The 25,060-nt window shown below is 36.9% G+C and carries 20 protein-coding genes; 6 read left to right on the top strand and 14 right to left on the bottom strand.

Annotated elements, in window-relative coordinates; translation table 11 throughout:
* Positions 1-18 precede the first annotated feature (18 nt).
* The 13 genes from DFQ04_RS05985 to lpxK all read right to left on the bottom strand — a co-directional run bounded on the left by DFQ04_RS05985 (position 19) and on the right by lpxK (position 18,586).
* Positions 19-1,053, bottom strand: a complete 1,035-nt coding sequence (locus DFQ04_RS05985) for a nucleotidyltransferase family protein (RefSeq protein WP_133553655.1) — start codon at positions 1,051-1,053, stop codon at positions 19-21.
* A 272-nt stretch (positions 1,054-1,325) separates the two neighbouring features.
* Entirely contained in the window at positions 1,326-1,757 is a 432-nt protein-coding gene (locus DFQ04_RS05990) for a lasso peptide biosynthesis B2 protein (protein ID WP_133553657.1), read from the bottom strand.
* Positions 1,738-2,019 (bottom strand): PqqD family protein, encoded by a 282-nt coding sequence (locus DFQ04_RS05995; protein ID WP_133553659.1) that lies wholly within the window; start codon positions 2,017-2,019, stop codon positions 1,738-1,740. The genes DFQ04_RS05990 and DFQ04_RS05995 overlap by 20 nt, the downstream gene beginning before the upstream one ends.
* A gap of 22 nt (positions 2,020-2,041) precedes the next feature.
* Positions 2,042-2,977: a hypothetical protein gene (locus DFQ04_RS06000; protein ID WP_133553661.1), complete on the bottom strand. Its 936-nt coding sequence runs from the start codon at positions 2,975-2,977 to the stop codon at positions 2,042-2,044.
* Entirely contained in the window at positions 2,970-4,778 is a 1,809-nt protein-coding gene (locus DFQ04_RS06005; protein WP_133553663.1) for an ABC transporter ATP-binding protein, read from the bottom strand. The genes DFQ04_RS06000 and DFQ04_RS06005 overlap by 8 nt, the downstream gene beginning before the upstream one ends.
* Complete coding sequence (locus DFQ04_RS06010; protein WP_243739649.1) at positions 4,765-6,585, bottom strand: asparagine synthetase B family protein; 1,821 nt, start codon at positions 6,583-6,585, stop codon at positions 4,765-4,767. The genes DFQ04_RS06005 and DFQ04_RS06010 overlap by 14 nt, the downstream gene beginning before the upstream one ends.
* Positions 6,586-6,600: 15 nt before the next feature.
* A complete protein-coding gene (locus tag DFQ04_RS06015; protein ID WP_133553667.1) occupies positions 6,601-9,021 on the bottom strand; it encodes a GumC family protein in 2,421 nt (806 codons plus the stop codon).
* Between the two features lie 862 nt (positions 9,022-9,883).
* Entirely contained in the window at positions 9,884-12,331 is a 2,448-nt protein-coding gene (locus DFQ04_RS06020; RefSeq protein WP_133553669.1) for a GumC family protein, read from the bottom strand.
* Between the two features lie 2 nt (positions 12,332-12,333).
* A complete protein-coding gene (locus tag DFQ04_RS06025) occupies positions 12,334-13,137 on the bottom strand; it encodes a polysaccharide biosynthesis/export family protein (protein WP_133553671.1) in 804 nt (267 codons plus the stop codon).
* Between the two features lie 351 nt (positions 13,138-13,488).
* Positions 13,489-14,733, bottom strand: coding sequence for an ABC transporter permease (locus tag DFQ04_RS06030; RefSeq protein ID WP_133553673.1), 1,245 nt, complete (start codon positions 14,731-14,733; stop codon positions 13,489-13,491).
* Positions 14,734-14,956: 223 nt separating this feature from the next.
* Complete coding sequence (miaE, locus tag DFQ04_RS06035; RefSeq protein ID WP_208110503.1) at positions 14,957-15,568, bottom strand: tRNA-(ms[2]io[6]A)-hydroxylase; 612 nt, start codon at positions 15,566-15,568, stop codon at positions 14,957-14,959.
* 34 nt (positions 15,569-15,602) lie between these two features.
* Positions 15,603-17,495, bottom strand: coding sequence for a putative porin (locus DFQ04_RS06040; protein ID WP_133553675.1), 1,893 nt, complete (start codon positions 17,493-17,495; stop codon positions 15,603-15,605).
* 44 nt (positions 17,496-17,539) lie between these two features.
* Positions 17,540-18,586 carry a tetraacyldisaccharide 4'-kinase gene (gene lpxK, locus DFQ04_RS06045; protein ID WP_133553678.1) on the bottom strand — a complete coding sequence of 349 codons (1,047 nt, stop codon included), beginning with the start codon at positions 18,584-18,586 and terminating at the stop codon, positions 17,540-17,542.
* Positions 18,587-18,625: 39 nt separating this feature from the next.
* Between lpxK and DFQ04_RS06050 the strand changes: the two genes are divergently transcribed.
* From DFQ04_RS06050 to DFQ04_RS06060, 3 genes are all read left to right on the top strand, one after another.
* On the top strand, positions 18,626-19,726 hold the full coding sequence (locus tag DFQ04_RS06050; protein WP_133553680.1) for a Nif3-like dinuclear metal center hexameric protein: 1,101 nt from the start codon (positions 18,626-18,628) through the stop codon (positions 19,724-19,726).
* A gap of 3 nt (positions 19,727-19,729) precedes the next feature.
* A complete protein-coding gene (locus tag DFQ04_RS06055; RefSeq protein ID WP_133553682.1) occupies positions 19,730-20,500 on the top strand; it encodes a zinc ribbon domain-containing protein in 771 nt (256 codons plus the stop codon).
* Positions 20,501-20,627: 127 nt separating this feature from the next.
* Positions 20,628-21,068 carry a hypothetical protein gene (locus DFQ04_RS06060; protein ID WP_133553684.1) on the top strand — a complete coding sequence of 147 codons (441 nt, stop codon included), beginning with the start codon at positions 20,628-20,630 and terminating at the stop codon, positions 21,066-21,068.
* Here the strand turns inward: DFQ04_RS06060 and DFQ04_RS06065 are convergent.
* Entirely contained in the window at positions 21,028-21,657 is a 630-nt protein-coding gene (locus DFQ04_RS06065; RefSeq protein WP_133553686.1) for a histidine phosphatase family protein, read from the bottom strand. The genes DFQ04_RS06060 and DFQ04_RS06065 overlap by 41 nt on opposite strands.
* 110 nt (positions 21,658-21,767) lie before the next feature.
* On the opposite strand from DFQ04_RS06065, the gene DFQ04_RS06070 reads away from it, so the two are divergent.
* The 3 genes from DFQ04_RS06070 to menD are packed head-to-tail and all read left to right on the top strand — an operon-like array spanning position 21,768 to position 25,026.
* Positions 21,768-22,133, top strand: a complete 366-nt coding sequence (locus tag DFQ04_RS06070) for a hotdog fold thioesterase (RefSeq protein ID WP_243739637.1) — start codon at positions 21,768-21,770, stop codon at positions 22,131-22,133.
* Positions 22,130-23,344, top strand: coding sequence for a chorismate-binding protein (locus DFQ04_RS06075; protein WP_133553691.1), 1,215 nt, complete (start codon positions 22,130-22,132; stop codon positions 23,342-23,344). The genes DFQ04_RS06070 and DFQ04_RS06075 overlap by 4 nt, the downstream gene beginning before the upstream one ends.
* Positions 23,341-25,026: a 2-succinyl-5-enolpyruvyl-6-hydroxy-3-cyclohexene-1-carboxylic-acid synthase gene (menD, locus tag DFQ04_RS06080; RefSeq protein ID WP_133553693.1), complete on the top strand. Its 1,686-nt coding sequence runs from the start codon at positions 23,341-23,343 to the stop codon at positions 25,024-25,026. The genes DFQ04_RS06075 and menD overlap by 4 nt, the downstream gene beginning before the upstream one ends.
* Positions 25,027-25,060 lie beyond the last annotated feature (34 nt).

The raw sequence follows: 25,060 nt of genomic DNA on the forward strand, positions 1-25,060 counted from the left end.
TAATTTCTTACCAATTTATCAGAATACTTTTCTTTTTAAAAGTGAATAATACCTATAAAAATAGTATTTCCAAAAGGCATTCAATTTGATCTCGGTAATATCCTGGGGCCGGATTCCCAACCTCAAAAAAACTCTTTTAAATGCCTTCCAAGGTTCTTTTTGAAGTAGAAAATCATATCGCAAGGTTTGAAAAAATTGTTTTAAACTAGGTCTACTGTCCCAGATTTTCCCTTCAATTCGCATTCCGGCGTATTTGATTACATAGTCAGGAGCCTTCACTTTCATGGTGATAGGGAACCCCTTTCCAAAATATCTGGTCAACAATTCGTTAGCCTGTGCTACAAGTATTTCTGCCTGGAATTTTTTGACTAGCAATTCAAATTGTCCTTCATCAACTAGATGAAACGGATAGTGATGGATATCTAACAACCATTTCAATCGAAACCACCCATGTTTTGCACCATGCACCAATAAATAGATTAACTCAAAATCTGGCCGAAGAACATTTATTACTCTTCCCATGACTTCCATTTTCTCAACATACTTTGAGCCAAACCTAATACGCTCAGCTTGAGAAAACTTTAAAAAATGAGCATCTAATTCCCAATGAATTTCAAGCCAAATACCAGTTTCCGGATTAAAAAGTGAAAGCTCATGCTTAAGATCCATAAACCAATTTCTCCGAGGAACATCATTCACCCATTCTCCTTGGGATACCCAACCTTTGGAAATCAAGATTTGACTCAGTTTCAAAACATCATCCCGGTCAGGAATAAAAATATCAAGGTCTTTAGATTTTCGGATGGAAGGGTCCTGATACAACCGATATGAAAGTGAATAACCCTTAAGACAGCTAAAGAAAATTTTCGTTTCTATTAACTGATCAAGGGTTATTCGAATATTATGGAGGAAGGATAAACTCTCAATTTTTTCAACTACTCCATCTTCTTTTTGAAAACTATTCAATCCAAGGTTAATTAATTGAGAGTAGCTTAAGCTATGTCTTTTTAATAAACCTACCGGTGATGAAATAAAGGAACGTTGGTTTTCCAATTAAGAGGTGATAGGGGTAGGGCTTAAACTTTTCCCAGTATTTTCCTTTTTAGAAAAAGTTTTTCCTGTATCCACAAAAACCTTTTTTATTTCAGGCTTCATCCATTTTTTTTTATTCTCCATTACAAACCTCGTTTCAAATACATTTTTTTGTATTTCCTAAAGGTAGGAATTCTTTTCTTAATCCAAAAAAATCTGTAAATATTTAACAATAGGATCCTGTTAATGTTTGATGAATATTGACAGAAATGAAAAGAAATTGGTGAATATTGTTAATAAGTGATTTGATGGTATTCCTTAAGATCACAAAATCCGCATATGAACCTGTCCCCAACTATTACCCAGGAATGCCCTTCAACAGGATTATTTTTTTTTACTCCTACAAAATAAGTGAATGGGATATTTTGCTTCTTAAGCAATTGTATGGCTTGCCAGGATTGATGTCGACAAGCATTAGGCCAAGGAATATATTTTGCTGCAGTTTGAACTGCGAATGCTATATCCCTTGACTCTTCGAACTGCTGCTGGGACAGTTGAATAGTTGAAAAATTTTTGATGACAATTTTTTCTGAAAATGCATTTGGAGACTTAATTAAAACCAAGTATCCTCGATAAATAGATAAACTAATGACCTTAAGGACTAAAACTTTTCTTTTTATGGGCGTATTCCAAAAAGTTTTTATCCTATGAATCAGACTTTTCATACATCAACTTTTTATCAAGCAAAGTCCTTACACTTTCCAAAAGCTCGGCTTCACACACCTCGTCTGAAACCTCATACTCTTGCATTAACTTTTCTTTGATCTCAACTAATCCTAAATTATTCCGAAGGTGATTGAAAATACTGCAAAAAGTCGAGTTCAAATTCAAATATTCATAGGTTTCCACATCAAATAGTATCCCCTCATTATCAATCTCTGTAAAGAGAAACCTGTTTTCATCTAATTTAAAATACTTGTTTTCCATTAAGATCTCTAATTAAAATAGTTCAATCATTTTTTTCAATACAGATAATTTCTTTCAAAATACTTTCCGCAAAAAATTCATAGCTCAATGTTTCAACAGGCCGCTTTGCCAACCAAAATGGAGCGGTCTTGGAAATTGCACTTAAAAGTTCAAACTGAAGCTTTGCTTTACCCATTCCATTGATCCACTGACTTCTAAAGACATTATTTCGAAGACGTTGAAATCCTTCAATGCCTTTCAACCTTTTAGTCTCAAATTGATCACCTTCCTCCTCAATAAAGATTATTCCATTCACCTTCATGGGCTCGTCCATAAAACTTTCATGAAAAAATCCTCCAAATTTCTCTACGTCTGGCCTCAGCTGGTATGTTTGGCTGGTATCATACGTAGTCTGATTTTCTAGAGTCGCCTTCCACATCTTTATTAAAGGATAGGAAGCTTCTGCAACACATATGCTTCCTATTAAATAAACTAAGGCTGTATCATCAGTAAATAAATCGTACCCCTTTTCCTTAAGTTTGATAGCAGTTGTTGATTTACCTATCCCTGAGGGAGCAGCAAAAAGCCAGACTCCTCCTTTCGGATCTATTACACCTGATACATGAAAGGGAATGAGATTTCGTTGAAAAAGCAAAGCCACCATACAATTACTATAAAAATATAAAAGGATAGTATTCCAATCTTCACAACATGCCTGTATCAAAATGGTATCACCCTTCTTGACAAAATAATTAGCCACACCCTCTACCTGATATTCAAATTCAGACTCATTGAGTCTGCAATAGGGCTCCTCATAAACGTAATCTCGCTCAAATTCAGGGAGCTCATCAGAAATTTGAACCTTAAATTGTACAGATGCATTAGTGCTTACTTTTAAAAAAGCAGGAATTTCAATTTCGGATTCGCAAACGAGACCAAATGCCTTATACTTATATTTAGTATTTGTAAAATTAGTCATTTGAATAATCAGCTTTTCCGGCAAAACTCTGCCTTTGGTACATTTCTTTGAACAAGCCTTTTTCTGATATAAGATCCGAAAACAAACCTTCCTGCTTCACTTTACCCTTGTCCAAGACATAGATATAATCTGCTTTCTTCAAATTATATAATCTATGAGTGATGAAGACGGTAATTCTATTTTCTGAACCCTCCAGCAAGCTTTCAAAAATAGAGCTCTCTGAAATCGCATCCAAGGCACTTGTAGGCTCATCCAAAACCATCAGTTTTGGATTTCGATAAAAAGCTCTTGCAATCGCCAATTTTTGCCATTGTCCCCCACTTAATCCTTTCCCATCTTTAAAAATTTTGCCCATTTTGGTCTTAATGCCCTCTTTGTAGGGTGCAATAATTTCGGCTACTTGAGATTTTTCCAAGGCTTCAAGTATTCTCTCCTCATGATCCAACTTCTGTTTTTCTCCCAAGCTGATTAACTCCTCAACTGTTAAAAAATAATATTGGAAATCTTGAAAAAGAAATAGGCTGCGCTCACGAAGGCTTCGATTTTCTATGGTCTCAATCGAATGACTACCAATTAAAACTTTACCAGGATCTACAGAATATAGCCCTGCCAAGATTTTTACCAAAGTAGATTTACCCGATCCGTTCACGCCCACGATACCTATTATTTTTCCTTTTGGTAATTTCATTGACACATTTTCCAAAGCTAACGAGTCACTATCCCGATATGAAAAACTCAAATTCGAAATTTGAATAGAAAAGTCATTTTCCGGAAATTTATTTTTCTCGCAAAATGATGTTTGATGATCAACAATATCCAGAAATCTAAAAATGTCATTCAAAAAGATGCGCTGCTGGATGAGTTCTACGAAGGAATTCAAAAAGCCTTTCAGATTCGATTGCATTCGCTGAATTCCTTGAATATAAACAACCAATAAACTAATCCCCAAACTTCTATTGAAGGCTTTCCTAGCAACGTCCAATAATATGAAAAACAACACCGTGACTTCAGCAGTCTCAGTAACCAATGTATATCCTAAGAGCCTCTTATTAAGCTTACGCTTTTCATTAAAGATAAATTCCTTGATTTTTCGGTATCGAAATAATAGTAATTCACCAAAATTAAGCGTTCTGATTTCTTGAGCATATGAATCACCTGTGAGAATATAATGGTAATAATCAGACTCGCGCTCTTTAGAAACTACATTCTTTTCCAATCTATTCATAGCAAAACCACTGTACCATTTCACCAGAGCTAGAGGTATCGCTATAAGCAAGATTATCCATGCATAAATATTTATTAAAGAAAAGAAGTAGCCTACCAGCAAACTGAGAGACAAGCCGTTACTAAAAGTTGCTTGGAATTGCTGAAACAGACTAGGAATCCTATAAACCGATTGCTGCTGTGCTAAATGAAGGCTATCATAATATTCAGGATCTTCAAAATACGAATAAGGAATAGAAATTGATTTTTTCAAAATCAAGGCATTTATCGAATCCTCTAATTTTTCTTGATAAATACTAGAAATGTATGATGAAAATTGACTTAGACCCACTTGAAAAAGTTGCAAAAATACCATCAATGCCAACCAGATTAATACCGAATCAAACGATTCTGTTTGATCTAATATCATATCAAAAAGCTTTTTAATAACAATCAATACCACAACAGGGAGTATCGATTGGAAAAAAATCAAAACCAGCTGCGTCGAAAATAAACTTGGAGAAACAGTCCAAAATATTTTTACCGCACGACTATAAATGGAAATTGAATTTTTGAAAAACGCCTTATTCAACCTCATCTTTTGTAGGGGAATTCAACTCAATCAAAATATCCATTTGTTTGAGCGCATTTATTCTATCCTTGATATCCAATTCATCTTCCATCCCATTGTGCAAAAAATTCTTTTCACTTGTAAACATAACTAATCGATTTTTAATAGAATAAGTCTTTAGATCATCAAATTTTTTGATTGTGTGATATTCATAAAAAGCAAGAGTAAAGGCTCCGTTTTGCTTTTTTTGGAGACGCACCCTCTCTGGCAAAATACCCTTACAAACATTTCTAAAGAGTGCTCGCCCTTTAGGCTTAGGTTTGAAAACATGGCTAGGCAAACTATAAATGAGCTCTAGCAAACGAACATCAGCTAAAGGAAATACCATGTCAATCCCATAGTGATTGGCAAAAATAGACTCAGCCTCCATTCTCATACATGTGTCTGCACCTGTGATACTAGATTTCATGTAGTACTTAAAACTCTTTGAAAATAAGAAGGAAGTATCTTTCAAATCAAAATTTACCTTATATGAAGGATTTAGCAAGTCCCTGGTTTTTTGAATTGCAGCATATTCAGGAAAAAATGTGCCTGATTTCTTATCTCGGTAATATTTAAAAATATTCTTAATCCCCCACCTTCTAAATTCTAAAATAAATTTGAAAATTTCTAGGTACTCCCTTTTTGCTAAATAATCGTAGAAGTAGCTTCCCGCGGGCGAAGAAATTCCTTCATCACCGGGAAAACCACTAAACATAACTTCTCCTAGATATTTTTTGGAGAAATCTCTGAAAATCGTTTCCTGCCAGTTCCCATAGTCATAACTGGAACCTCCAAAAATCTCATTAATTGAGTTAATCTCTTCGAAAGCATCTCTGTAGTGGAAACGATGTATCTGATGATGATTTGATCTGTTTAAATCTGCATAATTAATTATTTCCTCCTGAGTCTCCTTTTCATCTATACCTGCCTCGGAATATTTTTTTGTCTCATCATCTAGGACAAAAGAATAAGTATGCAGATTTTCCTTTGGAATCAGCCTTGAAAGTAAAACAGCTATGGCCGAAGAATCCATCCCACCACTTAACTGACACCCAACTTTCGTCATGTTTCGTAATCGAACCTGGATAGCTTTTATCATCTGATTTCTTACCAAGTCATAGTACTCTTCATTCGTTTTTTTTTGGTCCAACTCAATGGGTAAAAGTTCCCAATACCTCTTCTCTACAAGTATTTGATTGGGTTTTATGTCTATATAATGTGCCGGTTTTAGGCGGACGATATCACGGAAAAAAGTGGCCTCTACATCCTGGGGATAAAACTTAAGCTCCTTAGCAATGAATACTTCGTTTAAAAGAAGCTTAGTTTTTTGTGATTTCTTAATCAAAGGAATACTTGTTCCGAATATCAACAAGTCGTCTTTTTGTAAATAAAAAAGTGGCCGGGCTCCTAATTGATCTTTAGCCAGAAATAAAGTTTCATTCTTTTGATTCCAAATCGCAAAACTAAAATCCCCATAAAAATACTTTACGCAATTTGAACCCCATTTTTTGAAACTATAGAGGATCACTTCTTGATCTTCAGCAGTTTCATCTAAACCCAAACTTTCTCTAAGCTCAGGCAAATTATCCAACCTAGACCAACCTGCATAAGTCAATTCAATGAATTCCGGAACACTGTCAACTGGATATTGATCATTTATAGAAGTCAAGAATATTCTTTCGGAATCAATTTTTGGATAATCTCCTATTTCAGGACAATTTGAAAGAAATACTTCTTGTGTTTTTCCAATTGGAGTATTTCCAAGACCAAGTATTCCAAAAAAACCCTTCATTGATTTCAATCAATTTCAATTTTTGATTCTTAAGAAACGTTTCCATCTAGGGAGTTTTTTATCTTGATGATATCCATAACCGTTTCCATACGCATAAGCATAGCCATATCCATAACCTTTGTCCATATGGACATCATTCAAGATCCCGTATATTTTAGTAACCCCACCTTTTTCCACCAAATTATTCAATATTTGGACGTTACCTTTGTCGGAGAAGCCCTGACGGAAAATAAAGAAGTTAATATCCGAGAATGCGAATAATTGTTTAGTTTCTGACACTAAACCAACCGGAGGGCAATCAAAGACTACAATATCATAGTTTTCTTTGATTTCACTTATGATATCAGTGAATCTATCTTGAAGTAAAAGTTCAGCTGGATTTGGGGGAATAGGTCCTGATAGGATTATATCTAAATTTTCATGCCCACTAGATTTGACTACTTCCTTCCATGAAATATCACTAATTAAACAAGTACTCATTCCTTTATCATTGGTAAGATTAAAATCTTGAGCAATTCTTGGTTTTCTTAAATCCAAACCTAAAAGAATGGTTTTTTTTCCCATAAGAGAAAAAACAGATGCTAAATTGACTGATAAAAAGGTCTTTCCTTCTCCGGATATCGGAGAAGTAACCAAAATACAGAGTTTATCTTTGTGAGGGGAAAGGTAGGCCAAATCGGCTCTCAGAGACCTAAAAGACTCAGTAATCGGAGACCTCGGACTATTAATAACAGGAAGTTTGTCAGAGGATGTATTTCTTCCTATTATCCCAATTAATGGGACTTTGATTAATTTTTCCAGTTCATTAGGATCTTCGATTTTATTATTTAAATACTCTTTCAGAGCTATTAAAGTGATTGGAATTAACAACCCCAAAACCAAGCCAAAAAATAAATTTTTATTTTTGTTGGGACCTATTTGACCAACAGTTTGTGCTTGGTCGAGAATAACATTTTTAGGAAGATTAGAAGCAAGGGTTATTTCTGCCTCTGCTTTTTTCTGTAAGAGATAGATATAAATGTTTTCATTGATTGTAAACTGCCTTTGTATCCCGATGAGATTTCTTTCAGTCTCGGGTAGGGTCCTGATTTCTGATTCAATCTCAAGGATTCTCCTGTTCAGTTCGGCAAGAATATTTTCATTGCTTAAAATTGCAGATTTTAGGTTATCGTCCAAGGCTTTTTGAGCATTTTCAATTCTAGAATTGATATCCTTTACGGCAGGTGTCTGTTCGGAAAAATTTGCTTTCAACCTCTGCTGCTCCGTTCGCAGAGAAGATATGTTTTCTACCAAAGAAATGAGTATAGGGTCTGAAATTCCAACCATAGATGGGGCTGACCAATCACCCAATTGATTTTTGTTTACATAAGTCTTTAAGGTATTTAGGTACTTTAGATTCAGTTGAGCCTCAGATTTTTGCTTTTCTATATCTTCCAATTTTTCAAAAATAGCTGAACCTTCTTCGGAAAGGTTGAATATTTTGTTTTCAGACCTATAAAGTTGAAGTCTATTCTCAGAATATTGAAGAGAGTCTGAAATTCCTTTAAGCTGATCAGTTATGAATTTGATGGTGTTTTCTACTGCGAGGTTTTTTTCTTGAAGCTCTCTATTCAAATACGTTCTCATAAGCTGATTAATATAATCCTCACCCATTTTCGGCAGAGGAGTTATCATGCTTAAAGTGATAATGGAGGAATATTTCTCTTGTGTCTTAGCATTTATTTTCCCTCTCATTTCTCTAGCTAATGAAGCATTATCCTGAAAACTGAATAATATTTCATCTCCCGGGATGGAAGATATTTGACTAACAGAAAACTCAAACAATTCCAATAAAATAATGGGCTCATTGAAAGAAAAAATAGAATTGGGAAGATTGACTGCGTCAATTTTCCGGGAGTTTAATGGATTTCTAGGGTCATAAAAGCTGAACCCCTCAGAAATAACTGTAAGTTCAAATCTTTTAGAATCAAGAACCTTTAATTTGAACATCCCTCCGACAAGCATAGGTTTGTCTTTTCTATAATTCAAAAAAATTGGAGTATTTCCATAAATCTGCGCAATATTAACTCGATCTTTTACAAAGTACCTAACATTCAAATTCATCTCTTTGACTGTTTGCTCAGCTAAAGAATAAGATTTTAAAATCCCTAATTCTTCATCCATATTACTATAGCCATATCCAAATCCACCTGGAGTAAAAAAATCAGACGACGGAACTTCGTCTTTAATTACAAGAGTCCCTTCAACTAAATAGACTGGAGATTCAAAAATATTTTTAGTAAACGAGACACTAAATCCTAAAATTCCTCCAATTAAAATCCAAGGCCAAAAACTAAATAGCTTGGACAGAAATGCCTTAAAATTAAAATCTTCTTCCTTTTGAATTACTACCGGAATTTTAGGATAATCACTATTATCATTAGAACTTACGTTCATAACTCTTATTTATTTTTAGAATATTTCTCTGGAAAGATTATACGGAATTAAAGTAATTAAGGTGTTTCTTATAAGCCAATGATTTATTCGGAACAAATTAATACAATTGTTTCGGCCATAAACTAATGAACTTAAATAAGGACTATGGTTTGGTAAAGCTTAAATCGAAATGCTTTAGTAGAATACAAAAGAAAAGAATCAACTCCTTAATTTGAATTTATATCTAGAAAAGATTTTTCTTTCCTTAATAATTCAAAGAGTCAACTAGAGCTTCAAAGTTAATATATTTGTTTTTGAATTTTAAATAATTAAAAATGTTTTTCAGATACATTTTTAATCTTTGAAGTATCATTTTGAGGAAAGAAATCCTTGAAATACTCCTCCTTCCAAATAACCTATATCAAAGAATTCCTTAATTTTCAAATCAAAACTCCATTTATGAAAATCTTTTCCCGAGTTTTTAGACCTACTTGGTAAAAATAGAAAATTCAACGACCTCCGTCTAAAGAGATTCATTTTTCAAACTAAAATCTGGAAATGAACTGGTTAATGTTCTCTCAAAATCTTGCAACCTACCAGTCCAAAGAAAGAATTTCTCAAAGATTATTTTTAGAAACATCTTAGGATGCTTTGTTTCTTGATACGCTCATATAAAAAGTCAAGAGGATATCTTAATGAGAAAGAAAATCCGAATTAGAATAAATTCAAAGACTTATTCTTTTTCCATGGTATTGTAAAAATCACCTTAAGAAGTTAAAATCGAGCTTTCTTTAATTTCGATAGCCCAATTTTCAATCCTAAAAAATATAGTTGTCAAATTGAAATGAAATGTATTGTATACCTTGTTTTGTGGCTAGATCTCTTATTTAAACCTCTTAATTGCTTGTTTCCACCACGATGGTTTTTCTTCTTCATAATAACCATAGGAATTAGATCCATAACCATAACCATATCCGTATCCATACCCATATCCGTACCCATATCCCTTATCGAAATTAACGTCATTTAGAAGTCCATAAATCTTAGTAACTCCACCTTTATCAACTAAATTATTTAGTAATTCAGAGTTGCCTTTCATGGAATATCCTTGCCTGAAAACAAAAAATTTAATGTCAGCATGAGCAAACAATTCCTTTGTTTCGGATACTAAACCTACTGGTGGACAATCAAAAACTACCACATCATAAACGCTTTTGATTTCTTCAATTATCTCTCCGAATTTTTCCTGAAGAAGTAGTTCCGCAGGATTGGGAGGGATCGGTCCAGAAAGGATTATATCAAGATTAGGATAACCTGAGTTTTTTACTACTTCTTGCCAAGGTGTGGTGCTACTCAAGCAGGTACTAAATCCTTTATCGTTTGTTAAATTGAAATCTTCACCAATTTTTGGCTTTCGAAGATCCAATCCTAATAAGATTGTCTTTTTTCCCATCAAAGCAAACACTGAGGCCATATTGACAGAAGCAAACGTCTTTCCTTCCCCAGAAATAGAAGAAGTAAAAAGAATAGACACTTTATCTTTTTGTGGACTTAAATACGATAAATCGGCCCTAATCGAACGAAAGGACTCTGCCACTGATGACCTTGGATTATTCAACACCGGAAGGCTATCCACAGATGTATTTCTTCCAATCAAGCCAATTAGCGGTACCTTAATTTGCTTTTCAAGCGATTTAGGATCTTCAATTTTAAAATTTAAATAATTTTTTAAAGTGATTAACCCAATTGGAATCAAAAACCCTACAAGTAAACCGAATATTAGATTGGATTTAGTATTTGGTGAAATTGGATAGTTTCCAGCCTTAGCAGAATCCAAAACCATATTACTTGGCATATTAGATGCCCTAGTTATTTCAGACTCAGCCTTTTTTTGAAGAAAATAAATATAAATATTTTCATTTATTGTGAACTGTCGCGTGTAGCTTAACAATTTTCTTTCAGTTTCGGGAAGTTGATTAATTTCCCTTTCAGCAGTCCGAATTTGATTATTAATGTTACTAAGAAGGCTTTGGGTATTGGAAATAGAGGAGTTGACGTTTTCTTGCAATGCACTAGTCGTGTTTTGGATCCTAGCACTAATGTCGCGGACTTGTGGAGTTTGATCAGAAAAATTGGCAGTAAGTCGAAGACGTTCTGCCTGAAGATCAGCTAAATTTTGGATCAAACTACTTAGGAGAGGATCAGCTGTTCCTACGATTGATGGAGCAATTAAATCTCCTGATTTACCATTTCTTAGATACTCATTAAGGGTTTGCAAATATTTTAGTTTGATTTCATTTACTCCCTTCTCCTTCTCCAACTCCTGAAGTTTCTGAAAAATCACAGAACCTTCTTGAGACAGGTTGAATACTTGATTTTCAGAACGGTATCGCTCCAACCGGGCTTCCGAATAACGAAGAGAATCGGTAATACCACTCAACTGATTATCAATAAATTGAATTGTATTTTCAGCTGTTTGGTTCTTTTCATCCAGTTCGCTTTGGATATAAGTCTCCATCAAGGTATTTAGATATTCGACTCCCTTTTTTCTAAAAGGAGTCTGAATACTAAGGGTAAGAATTGAACTTGGTTTGCTAACAGATACTGAAAGGCTCTGTGACATACTCAAAGCTAAAGAATGAGGATCAACTAATCTGAAATAGATAATCTCCCCTGGCAGTCCAGAGGCTTTTTCAACTGTAAATTCAAAAAAATCATTAGTTATAACTTCCCCAAAGCCAAATTCATTTTTTTCCAAAATCAATTTACTAACACCCGTTTTAAACTCAGGGTCTAAGGGATTAAATAACGAAAAACTGGGATCTTCAACAGTTAAAGAAAAAACTCCATCATCTAAAATCTCAATACGGAAAAGACCTCCAACTACTTGTTTCCTTTTCCAGTCCACGTTAATAAAGACGGGAGAGTTTCCAAAAATTTCAGTTTTCCTAGGCCATCCATCCTTAAAAAATTGAACATTAAAATCCAGTTTATTCAGTGAAGAATGCGCTAAATCGTATGATTTAAGGATTCCTATTTCATTATCGATGTTATTTTTCCCGCGAAAACCAAGACCTGAAGAAGCAAAAAGATCCGTCCCAAGAGAGGAATTAGTTTCTTTTAACATTACTTTAGATTCGACCCTGTATATAGGTGTCGATGTTCGATTCAAATAAGTACCATAACCAAATCCAAGAATTACGAAGAAAAGTATAAAGGGCCAATATCTAAGGTAATTGAATAAAATTCCCTTAACATCTATCTCATTATCTGCCAGAACCAAAAATGGAGCACTGGAGTTAGGCTTTACTTGGGATGAAATTTGATTCATTATTAGTTTACAAACAAATTCGCAATCAGAAAAACAGTAGTCAACACCGAAGAAAGTAGTAAAAAGTTTTGTATACCACTTTCTCCTGCACCAATTTCTCGAATCTTCATAGGTTCAGCATACAATTGGTCATTAGGTTGAATAAAATAAAAGGGAGACTGAATCAATTGTCGGTCGTTAAGATTGACACGGTGGAGTTTTGTTCCTTCAGGATATTGGCGGATTAGCAAAATTTCATTCCTTTTTGCTATCGTACTCAAATCCCCAGCATTAGCTACAGCCTCAAATATAGTTAGCCTCTCCTGCAAGACGACAAATTGACCTGGTTGTCTGAATTCTCCCAAGGCCGAATAACGAATACCCCCAAGCTTCACACTCAAATAAAATTCTGATGTGACATATTCTCTCAACTTTTTTTCAATTTCCAACCGGGCTTCATCAATAGTCTTTTCTTTCACATTTACTTCTCCTACGATCGGAAGACGGATATTACCGTACTTGTCAATCTTATATCCAGTCAAATAATAAACATCGCCTCCAGAACCTCCCTGAGCCATCACCCCACCCTGCCTATTTTGAAAACTGAATCCATTCTTTATCATATCCTCAATAGTTTGGATATTAACATCAAGAATGTCATTATACTGAAGACGATATTCAGGAATCTCGTAAGAAATCAACTCTCCTTCTGATATGGGTTGATTTCCCTCCAAATTTTGAAGATAAATGATTTTTTCGTTAGAAACACAAGAGAAAGTTGCCCATGCTAGGCCTACAATTCCAATTGCTTTTAAATACTTAAGCATAAAGGTTTTTAAAATTCGATATCAAAACCTGACAAACATAGGAAAGAATGTCTAATTGAATAGACATTTCTTCAAATTTGAAATGAATTTTTAGGGATTTTTTAAAAATTCATTTTCTTTCAGTGAAGGGTCCTAGGCATTTCTTTTAAACCTAATTGATGTCAAATAGGAAAGATTCTGGACTTCTATAAAGAAATTTAAGCTAAACACTTGATTTTGAAATTATTTATAAATCATTGCTTAAAAATAGAAATCCCTAGGTTCCTTACTATTTAACTCTGAATAGATTAAATTTTAAATACAATGCACAAGATTCTTTTCAGACCGAGATTTCATCACTCTAATGAAGATTTACTCGTATCTCAAAGACTCGATAGGGTCAAGCTTACTTGCTTTGAAGGCTGGGATGTACCCTGCAATCAAACCTACGGCAATACATATAATGAAGGAAATTATCATCCATAACCAAGGAATCAAGAATCCTCCTGGGCCTATGAAATTGGCAATAATATTTCCAATTCCTATTCCCAGCATCATCCCGAAAATTCCACCTATTACACAAATAACAATCGCCTCAATTAAAAACTGCTGACGGATTCTCAAAGGTGTAGCTCCTAAAGCTTTTCGGATTCCTATTTCCCGAGTTCGCTCAGTTACGGAAACCAGCATAATATTCATCAAACCAATGGAAGCTCCCAATAGGGTAATAAATCCTATTCCGAAACCACCTATTCTTAAATATCCTGCGACTTCCTCCAAACTTTCAGCAACTGACTGACTTTTTGCAAGTTCAAAGGAATCTTCCTGAGCTACTCTATCCTGACGGATTTTTCTCATGATTCCGATAGCCTGACCCATTTCGTAGTCAATTTTCCCAGGATCAGAAGCTACTCCGGTAATTCTATAATTGAAGCTTCCTCTAAGATCTAACCTGGAAGCATTTTCGATGGGAATCAATATTTGTCGGTCTGCACCTTGGTCCTGACCTACTCCACCTTGCTTGTCTAAAACACCGATAACGGTATAAGATCTGCCCAAAAAAGTCACTTTATCATTGATTGGATCCTCTCCTGCATTGAATAAGGTCTCTTCTATTTCTTTTCCGATAATTGCTACCGCACTACCATACCTCACATCCATCTGGCTAAAGTTTCTTCCTTTTGCCAGTTTAATAGCCTTGATAGAAAGGTAATTTTCATCCCCTCCTCTAATTCTTGTATTTGGGTTGGTTTTCTTTGATCCTCTTTTTACCTCAGCAATTCCTGTCACTGAAGTGAAAACCGTAGAAATCCCTATTGCTGAAAATTCCTGCTTGAATTGGCTTGCCTCCCGGTAATCAATTCTAGGATAGATTTTCTCGGTTTTTCCCTCCTGCACTACCCTTCCACCACTTTCTCCTTTATTTCTAATGTCAAAAGAATTCGCCCCCAATCCTGCAAAACTCTCCGCTATCTGAGCTTTAATCCCATCAATGGCAGTTAGCATCCCCACCAAGGAGGAAATTCCAATTGCTATGATGGCCCCAGTCAAAACAGTTCTAAGAAAGTTGACCTTAACAGATTTAAGGGCTTCGCGGACATTCTCGATCAAGTTCATATTTTGTTCGTTTTAGAACAGGTTTATAGGAAAAATTCTCATTTATCAACTAAGTATAAGCAAGTCCTTTTACCCTGCCAAAAGTACGTTTATTCTTTATTAAAAGATTGGAAGATTGAAAGATTGGAAAATTTGCAAGACGAAAGGTTGGAAAGTGGTAAGTTGAGGGATTGTAATTATGTCTTTTAGTTATTGGGAATTGGTTATTGACAATTGATTATTTTTAATGCATTCGGTCACCTCTTAGCTCCATATTTTTCAAGACCTCCGCTTCGTAAGCCAACCATTCCTGCCATCGTTTATTTACTTTTTCAGGATCATAGTATTTCCTGGCCAGCTCAATAAAAGTCACATAATGTCCCGCCTCTGAGATCATCAATTCGTAATAAAACTTTTTCAATTCATCATCCTGAATATGCTGTGAGAGCAATTTAAAGCGCTCACAACTTCTGGCCTCAATAAGTGCATTCAACAGAAGATATTCCGTCAATTGCTGCATGCGGCTTCCTCCCTTTTTAATGAAATCATTTAGTTTGGCGACATACTCATCCTTTCTTTGTCGACCAAATTTCATCCCACGCTTTTTCAATTGATCCATGACTCTTTCAAAGTGTCCCCACTCTTCTGCTACTAAGGGAGTCAGGGTATCCACCAGCTCTTCCAAATCATTAAATCGCACGATTAGGCTGATGCAAGAAGAAGCTGCTTTTTGCTCACAATAAGCATGATCCACCAAAATATCCTCAATCTGCATCTCAGCAATTCCTACCCATCGGGGATCAGTAGGTAATTTCAGATGCAGCATTTTTTGTCTTGTACTTTCTTCCCAGCTCATAATTTGAAGTGAAGAATTAATTTTTATTACTCTATTAATCAAATAGATACCAAGATATACCTAAATCCAAGAATGAACGATATCCGGTATAATCTGGGGTTACGAAATAACCTTCATTTTTCATCAATCCTGCATTCAAATGGTTGTATTTCAGAAGAACTCGGGTTCGGTTTATCCTGAAATCCAAAAACACATCGACCACTGGATACGCATAAACGTCAAAGCCATTTTGAAGGTAAAACTGCTGATAGGATGGATTGTAAGCCTCTGCAAAAAATGAGGATTTGTACCGTATATCTACCCCCATCTGTACAAATACATGCTCATTGAATGCAGGGCTATCAAAGTAAAAACGGGTATTGGCGTAAAGATTAGGAATCCTGAATTTATCAGAAGCACTTCCAGTCACTTCAGTATAGATCACCTCAAAATCCCATTTGAATTTCTTGCCTACCTGGAAACTCCCTTCTATGCCAGGCATCAGCATAAAAGCTTCACCTTCGGCCTGAGCAACCTGCTTATCTTCCCCGAAGTAGACATAATTATTAACCCTGCTAATCGAAAGTGTAGGTCGGATTCTGAATTTTTCAAAATCAAGCTTTACCCTTCCCTTGACCTGATCCATTCCTATGTTGGAAAAATCATTCTCCCATTGGTAATGATTTCCAAAATAAATCTGCTGCATGGAAGTGGGCCTATAAAGCGCCTTGGTGTATTCCAGTTCCAACCAAGGTGAAATAAAAAGTCCATGGATTTTGAATGCGTCAGCAAGCAAATATTCCCCATCAGCCTGAATAGACCACTTATCTGATAGTTTGCCGATTAATTCTCCTCCAAGGTAAAACTCGTTGTAGTTTTCCTTTTTCTCTGGAAAGAAAGGGCTTTCCATTTTCGCATTTCTGAGTTTGGCGAAAGCATTGTAATAAAAACCTTTGACAGTCCCTTTTATCCCAAACTCATTTCTCCATTCAGAAAAAGAGCTGCGGTTTTGGGTAGTATCAGGATTGTTAAATCTCTCTTTATTGAAAAACAGGGAATCAGAAGTATTGAGATTGGCAGTGAATCTCATTTTTTGGTTTTTACGATCAAAAACATGGTAGACCTGGAGTCCATTGCCCAATTTGTATTCATGATAAAAATGGGAATCCTGACGAAGATCGGAGGCCTGTGAATTCCTCAACCAAACTTTTGCATCCTCATAGGTGAAATAGACAGAAGTCTCATCCAATTCCGGAGGGATAATCCCACCGATTTCATTTACCAAATGCCTCATTCTGGAAAAAGCTCCCAAAAACCAATAACGTCCATTTTCCGATCGGTAGTTGGTATGAAATCCATAGGCATTTTGCTCTACCATATGGTCATCTCTTCCATTTGGATTTAGGGTTTTGCGGATTCTTTCTGTTTTAAAATCAAAACCAACATTCCATCTGGGATTGATATTTCTTGCGAAATAGATGTCCAGCATATTTCTATTTCCCCCACCAAAAAATGCGGACATCTCGGTAAATGGAGATTTGGTATCAAAAAATCGTCTTTTAGCTGGGTCCACGAAATAGAGATCATAGGCATGAAATCCAGAGGTAGCTCCAATAAGCTCAGGGGCCTGATAAAAAACCGGCTTGGCAGCACTTCCTATATTTCCAAGGTCTTGATACTTCCAGGAGTTTTTGGCGACAGGATCATAATTGTGGAAGTTAGTCAGAAGGGTGTCCTGCTCGAATAATTTTAGGCTATTCCTTTTGATGTCTTTTTCATAAAAAAACAGGGAAGTTTTAGGACCATACACCATTCTGGTGCTATCATCCAAAAGCGACTTTCTGGTGTCCTCATCCCCTTCCTGAGGCTCCGCCAAAACCCGGCCTTGCCTTGCAGTTTGTCCTGAAGTCTGGGTTTGCACAGGTCTTTGCGCAAAAGTGAATTGCATTCCAAGCAGGCAAAAAACTACTCCGAAGAAAAAACCATTTTTGATCACTTGGCGGCTAATTTTTTACTAATGTGGTTCAGCAGTATTTCTCTATCCTGAGGTTCAAAGTATACCTCTATTGGCAGGGCAAAAATCGGAAAATCCCCCAAAAATCCCCCATTACCCAGAGATTTAAGTTTTTCAGCGTCTTTCTCAGTACAAAGAAATACCGGATTTTGGCTTTGATGGATTTGTGCAGCCTCCAAAAAGATGTCCAAATCGTCCTCTGAATAGGAATAATGGTCCGGAAATGAAAATGACTCAAGGACATGATACTCTTTCCTAGAATAGTCTATAAATAATCTATCATCCGCCAAACCTGAAATCAAAATCACTTTGCCGGTAAAATCATATTCTGAACCCAAAGAATAGGGCTTTCCATATTTTATTGATGAAAAAAGAACAGGAACCTCAGAACTTAAATAAGGCAAAAGCTCATTTCTAAACTGGTTCTTTTCTTCCTTAGAAAGAGAGCCCGGACACTTGCTTACAATTACAGCATCAGCTCTCTTTGCCCCATTTCTGGATTCTCTCAATCGACCCATGGGCATCAAAAAATCTCTGGAAAAGGGTTTGGAATATGGGGTAAGCAGAAGGTAAAAATCAGCCTTTAATTTTCTATGTTGGAAGGCATCGTCCAAGATCACCAAGTCTAATTGAGGAATCAGACTTTTGATCTTTTGGATACCTAAAACCCTGTCCTCATTTACAAAAACGGGGATTTCTCCTTTAAACTTCTGAAAAAGCTGAAGTGGTTCATCGCCAACTTCCTCTGGCAAAGAAGCTAAACTTAGCTGCAAAAATCCTTTGGTTTTTCGTCCATAGCCACGACTCAGGCTTGCAATTTTTTTCTCTTCTTTAAATTGAGAAATCAGGAATTCCACATGGGGCGTTTTCCCTGTTCCCCCAACTGATAAATTCCCAACCACCAAAGTTGGGATCTCTCCTTTATGACTTTTAAGCAGTCCTTGGTCATACAAAAAATTACGGACTCCCGTCACCAGACGAAAAATCAGTGCAACGGGAGCAAGTAAAATGGCATACCAAGGCATTGGGGAGAATTGTTATTTTTGACCAAAGAAAAGAAAAATATGGGACAACAAATCCAGGATGTAATTTCATTTCTAGAGGCTTTCGCTCCTCCGGCTTATCAGGAAAGTTATGATAATGCCACGCTGATATGCGGAGATAGAAACGCTGAGATCAAGGGAGTACTTTGCACTTTAGATTGTACTGAAGCCGTAGTTGAGGAAGCCATTTCTATTGGAGCCAACTTAATAGTGGCTCATCATCCCATCGTTTTTAAAGGCTTAAAAAGCCTAACCGGGAAAAATTATGTGGAAAGAACTGTCCTCAAGGCTATCAAAAATGATGTAGCAATTTATGCCATACACACCAATTTGGACCATGTGTCCACGGGAGTCAATAAAAGAATTGCAGATCGACTTGGCTTGGTAGACACCAAAATCCTCCAGCCTAAAAAAGATATTTTAACCAAGCTTGCCTTCTTCGTCCCACCAAAAGATAAAGACCAGGTTTTGGATGCCGTTTTTCAGGCTGGAGCTGGACAAATCGGAGAATACAAGGATTGCTCTTTCCAAATCGAAGGAATGGGAACTTACACCCCTTCCGAAAAAGCCAATCCTCATATAGGCCAACCAGGCATTCCTCAATACGAAAAAGAAATTCGGATAGAAGTTATTTTACCGTCTTACCTAAAAAATAAAATTATTCATACTTTAAAAAGGGCCCACCCCTATGAGGAGGTGGCCTATTACCTTTCTTCTTTGGAGAATGAAAACCAAGAGGTCGGAGCAGGAATGATTGGTAGGCTGGAAAGCCCAATTTCTGAGGAAGAATTCCTGGATTTTCTTAAGGAAAAAATGAATCTTAAGGTATTGAAGCATACCTCTTTAAGAGGAAAAAAGATTCAGAAAGTGGCTTTATGCGGAGGAGCAGGCATTTTTCTCCTTCATGATGCCAAGAGAGCCGGAGCTGATATTTTCATCACTTCGGACGTGAAATATCATGAGTTTTTTGACGCAGAAGGGCAATTAATTTTATGCGATATCGGACATTATGAGAGTGAAATTTTTACAAAAGATTTACTCGCTGAACTATTGTCACAAAATTTTCCTAATATTGCACTCTATTTGACAAAAGTAGTTACTAATCCCACATCCTACCGATAGTACATGGAAAGTACAGTAGCACAAAAACTCGACGCTATCTACAACCTTCAGCTCATAGATTCTAGACTAGATTCCATTTTGAAAGTACGAGGAGCTCTTCCTGAAGAGGTCCAAGACTTGGAAGATGAGATAGCAGGCTACGAAACAAGACTTGAGAAATTCCAAAACGACATTGCTGGCTTCGAAGAAGACATCAAGCGTTATAAAGAAAATATCAAGGAGTCTGAAAAGTTGATCAAGAAATATCAAGATCAGCAGATGAACGTCCGAAACAACCGCGAGTACGACGCCATCACCAAGGAGCTCGAACTTCAAGATCTTGAAATTCAGGTTGCTAAGAAAAAGATCGCTGAAGCCGGAGTAAAAATCGAGCAGAAAAAGACCGATTTGGACGCTTTGGATTTGGTGATGAAAGATCGCCAAAAAGATCTTGATCAAAAGAAAAATGAATTGGACACCATCATCGCTGAAAGCGAAGCTGAGGAGTCCAAACTTTTGGCTGATAGAGAAAAAGCAGGAAAAAAGGTTGAGGAGAGATTGATCAAATCCTACAACAAAATCAGAGCTAATGCTAAGAATGGTTTGGCTGTAGTAATGGTTAAAAGAGGTGCTTGCGGAGGTTGTTTCAACACCGTTCCCCCTCAAAGACAAGCGGATATCCGTGAAAAGAAGAAATTGATTGTTTGCGAACACTGCGGAAGAATCCTTGCAGGTGTCGAAGACGAAATCGAAGAAGATACTACCAAGGCAAAAAGAAGAACTGCGAAAGCATAATTTGATTTTGCCCTTTGAAATCCCCGGAGCCAAAACTTCGGGGATTTTTTTTGTCTTTTTGAATTTTAAGAAAGAATTAATCTAACAAAATTGACTTCTGGCTAATTATATGGCTATATTGAAGCCAATGAAAAGATTCACCCTAATTCTTTTTCTTTTGATTTGCTGCAGCTCAGGATTTGCTCAAAGTCTTGAGACAAAAACTTTTTTGGCTTTATTTAAAGCAAAGGAATTAAAAGAGATGAAAACCAGTCTTCGTCAGATTGAAGCCCAGTTTTCATCAGTTTTTAAGACCAAAACCTATTCTGGCAATTCTGAATTGGCCTTATTTATCGAAGTTCCTAATTGTGACTTTGATGAATGCTTTCTTGGAGAATTCTTGGTGGATTTAGAAAATGGAAAAAAACAACAACTTCAAGCTATTGCATTTAGACTTTTTGATCTGACTACGAATCAAGAGCTTCACCAAGAATCATTGGCGATGTATGAAGATATGCAAGCCAAGAAGAAAAAGGACGCCAAAACGACTAAACACCAGTCGGTTTCTCTAAGTGGCCCTGGTCATTGAATTTTCTGACCACGAAAGTCCCATCCTCCAATTGTTCAAGTACGTAAAGACAGAGATTATTGTGCTCAAACTGATCCATGTATCTCAGGTCATAATTGAGCATCAAGCTTAGAAAAATTCGCATGGCTCTTCCATGCATACAAACCAAGATGGTTTCTCCTGGACCTTCTAAAATTTTTGAGATACCTCTTCTCATCCTATCAGCAACTCGATTCGGGCTTTCTCCCCCAGCAATAGCATAATCCAAATTTCCCTGCTGCCACTGGTGAAGCATATGTCTGTAATATTCTCCTTCTTCAGGCGTCATTGGCGTCCCCTCATAATCCCCCCATGAAATTTCATTTAACTCAGGAAGAGCTTCACTTGGAATTCCCAAATCCAAAAAACCTTGGATGGATTGCTTGGTACGGATCAAAGCTGTGTGATAAACCTGATCAAAAGGAACTTCTTTATACGCTTCAAAGAAGGCTCTGGCCTGAGCTTTTCCCCTTTCATTGATCGGAGCGTCAATTCCACTCCCCTGCACCACACCCTGTAAATTAAAATCAGTTTGACCGTGTCTTACCAGGTAAATTTTTTTTCGATTCAAGTTTCTTTATTTTTGTCCGAGGCCCAAATAAACTTCATTTAGCCCATATTTTAATGGCTTTTATTTCCAAACCTTCCTTAGAAAGTCTGAATTCCCCAAGTCGAAAAACCATGATTGATCATTTGGGGATTGAGTTCACAGCAATTGGTGATGATTTTTTAGAAGGAACCATGCCTGTAGATCATAGAACCATACAGCCCTACGGCTTGTTACATGGTGGAGCAAATGTGGTCTTGGCAGAAACTTTGGGTAGCTTGGCTTGTTCTCTGACTATTGATACAAGCAAACAGATCTGTGTGGGACTGGAAATCAATGCCAATCATCTTAAATCTGTTCGTGAAGGCAAAGTCAGAGGTGTTGCCAAACCAATTCACCTAGGTAAAACCACTCAAGTTTGGGAAATCAAAATCTTCAACGAGGAAGAAAAACTATGCTGCATCAGCAGAATCACCATGGCTATTTTGGATAAAAAATGAATCAAACTCAGGTCCTGAATATCAGTAGTCAAGCGGAGGTCTTGGATGCCTTATTCCAAATAGGATTGGAATCCGGAGGTTCTTTTGCCATTTGGAAAAAACCAAGGACTCAAAAGCTGGAATTCATTTTGGATGAGCGTGCTAATTTGGATCGGGTTTCGATTGAGTTGGAAGAATTGCCAGCAGGTTTTATCGTTCATCCTTTCGCTGATCAGGAAGACAAAAAGGCGTTTTTTATTCGAGCCAACCAATATTTTTCACTTCAATTGAATCAAGAAATTGAAGGTGAAAAATTACCTGAGTGGATTCAGAGCAAATTAGGTGAACCCAGTGAATTCAGAAAGTCAGAAATTTCAAGATTAATAAGAAGTACTACTTCCAATTCTGGAAACATCCAAAAAGGCGGAGAAAAAGAGGATTTTATCAAATTGGTAGAACTTGGGATTCGTTCCATTGAAGAAGGTACTTTAGAAAAAATTGTCCCCGCCCGAACTAAGTCATTGACTTTACCAGAAAACTTCGATTTGGGAAAAACCTTCCAAAACTTATTGAAATCCTACCCCAATTCCTTTGTCAACTTCTTCCATATTCCTCAGGTAGGAACTTGGATTGGGGCATCGCCGGAGGTTTTGATTGAGACCAAAGGAGATTTTTTCTTTACCATGTCCCTTGCCGGTACTCAACAGGCAACTGGAGACAATCCGCTTAAATCCGTGGCATGGACTCAAAAGGAAATTGAGGAACAGGCCCTGGTTAGTAGATACATTGTAGATTGCTTCAAAAAAATCAGATTGAGAGAATATGAAGAACATGGGCCAAAGACTGTTTTGGCGGGAAATCTTCTTCATTTATGCTCTGATTTCAAGGTAGACATGAAGGCCACCAATTTTCCTCAACTCGGCTCCGTGATGGTGGATTTATTGCATCCTACTTCAGCAGTTTGCGGAATGCCAAGAAAGGAAGCCCATGAGTTTTTGCAGGAAAATGAAAGCTTTGACAGATCCTTTTTTGCAGGTTTCCTAGGCCCTGTGAATATTGAATCAGAAACCTCCATTTACGTCAATCTTCGCTCGGCTAATATCCAGGAAAACAAAGCAATTCTTTATGCGGGGGCTGGAGTCACTGAAGATTCCGATCCGGAAAAAGAATGGGAAGAGACTGAGCTCAAATGTGAAATTATAGGCAAGTTCATCCAAAATCCATCCGCTTGATTATCCAGCCAATTCTTGATTTAGTTGCCATTTGTGCCAAAAAAGGGATAGAAAACGCTATTCTTTCCCCAGGATCTCGAAGTGCGCCTTTGACTTTGGCTTTTGCCAGACATGCTGATATTCATTCTCGGACGATTTCTGATGAACGCTCTGCCGCTTTTATTGCGATGGGAATGGCTCAGCAGCTCGGGCAACCTGTCGCCTTGGTTTGCACCTCAGGTTCGGCTGCCTTGAATTATTATCCAGCCATTGCAGAGGCCTTTTTTCAGCAAATCCCCCTACTAATCCTGACGGCTGATCGCCCACCAGAGTGGATTGATCAATGGGATGGACAGACTATCTACCAGCAGGAAGTGTATGGCAAGCATATCAAAAATAGTTTTCAACTTCCAGATTCTTTCGAACAAAAGGATCAAAAATGGCATGCTGAACGGATCATCAATGAAGCCATCAATTTGAGCAGGCAGTTTCCTGCAGGTCCAGTTCATATCAATATTCCTTTACGAGAACCCTTCTACCCTGATCCAGAGGAAACCTATGAATTCCCGGAATCGCCGAGGGAGTTCACGGTATTGACCAGCCAAAAGCAACTCAGTGAGGAAAGTCTAAAGCACATCCAAAACAGACTTTCCGAGATCAAGAAATTGGTAATTGTCCCAGGCCAACAAAAACCTAATCCTCAATTGCAAGGTGTTTTGGATCAACTGGTAAAGGAAAAAGAAGTAGTCGTCATTACTGATACCATTTCCAATTTGCAAAGTGAGTCTTCTGTTTCTCTTCATGATCATTTTGTGGGGAATGAAAGCCTCTTTGAGGATCTAAAACCGGAACTGGTGATCAGCTTTGGAAAGTCTATTATTTCCAAGTCTCTAAAGCAGTTTTTGAGAAAGAGTAATTGCTCCCACTGGCATATTCAAGAAAATGGGGAGGCGAAAGATACCTATCGACATTTAACCAGAGTCTTAGCTTGTTCTCCTTTAGGTTTCCTGAATTGGCTGAAAATTAATCTCCAGGTTCAGGATTCCGAGTATTTTCAAAAATGGCATGCTTTGGAAAAGACTGTGCTTCAAACTTTACCAAGCGCTTTTTCCGAGTCTGAATTCGGTGAGTATCCAGCTTTGAATCTGATCCTGAAGAAAATCCCTCCTTTTTCTAAACTCCATTTAGCCAATTCCATGGCAGTTCGCTATGTGAATTTCCTTGGAAAAAGGAATCAGGAAATCATTTGCAATCGGGGAACCAGCGGGATTGATGGTTCAAACAGTACGGCAGTTGGCTGCACTTTCACCACCAAAGAACCGGTTACCTTGATTACCGGAGATATGGCCTTTTTCTATGACCGCAACGCATTCTGGCATAATTATCCCATGCCGAATCTTCGAATTATCATACTAAACAATCATGCAGGAGGAATCTTCCGACTGATTGATGGACCAGCCAAACAGCCGGAATTGGAGGAATATTTTGAAACGAAGCAAAGGCTGACCGCTTCTCATTTGGCTCAGGAATTTGGATTCCATTATGATTTTGCGAAAAATCAGGAAGAGTTAGAAAACGCCTTAAAAGATTTTTACCAGCCTAGTTTACAGCCAAAGATTCTTGAAATTGAAACTTCAAGTCCAAAAAATGCCGAGATATTAAAAAAAGTTAAATCTAAAATTCAGGAGGCAATAAAAGGCTAAGCATAATAGGTTTAAATAGCTTTTAAGCTAAAGA

Source organism: Algoriphagus boseongensis (assembly GCF_004362805.1).
Taxonomy (GTDB): Bacteria; Bacteroidota; Bacteroidia; order Cytophagales; family Cyclobacteriaceae; genus Algoriphagus; species Algoriphagus boseongensis.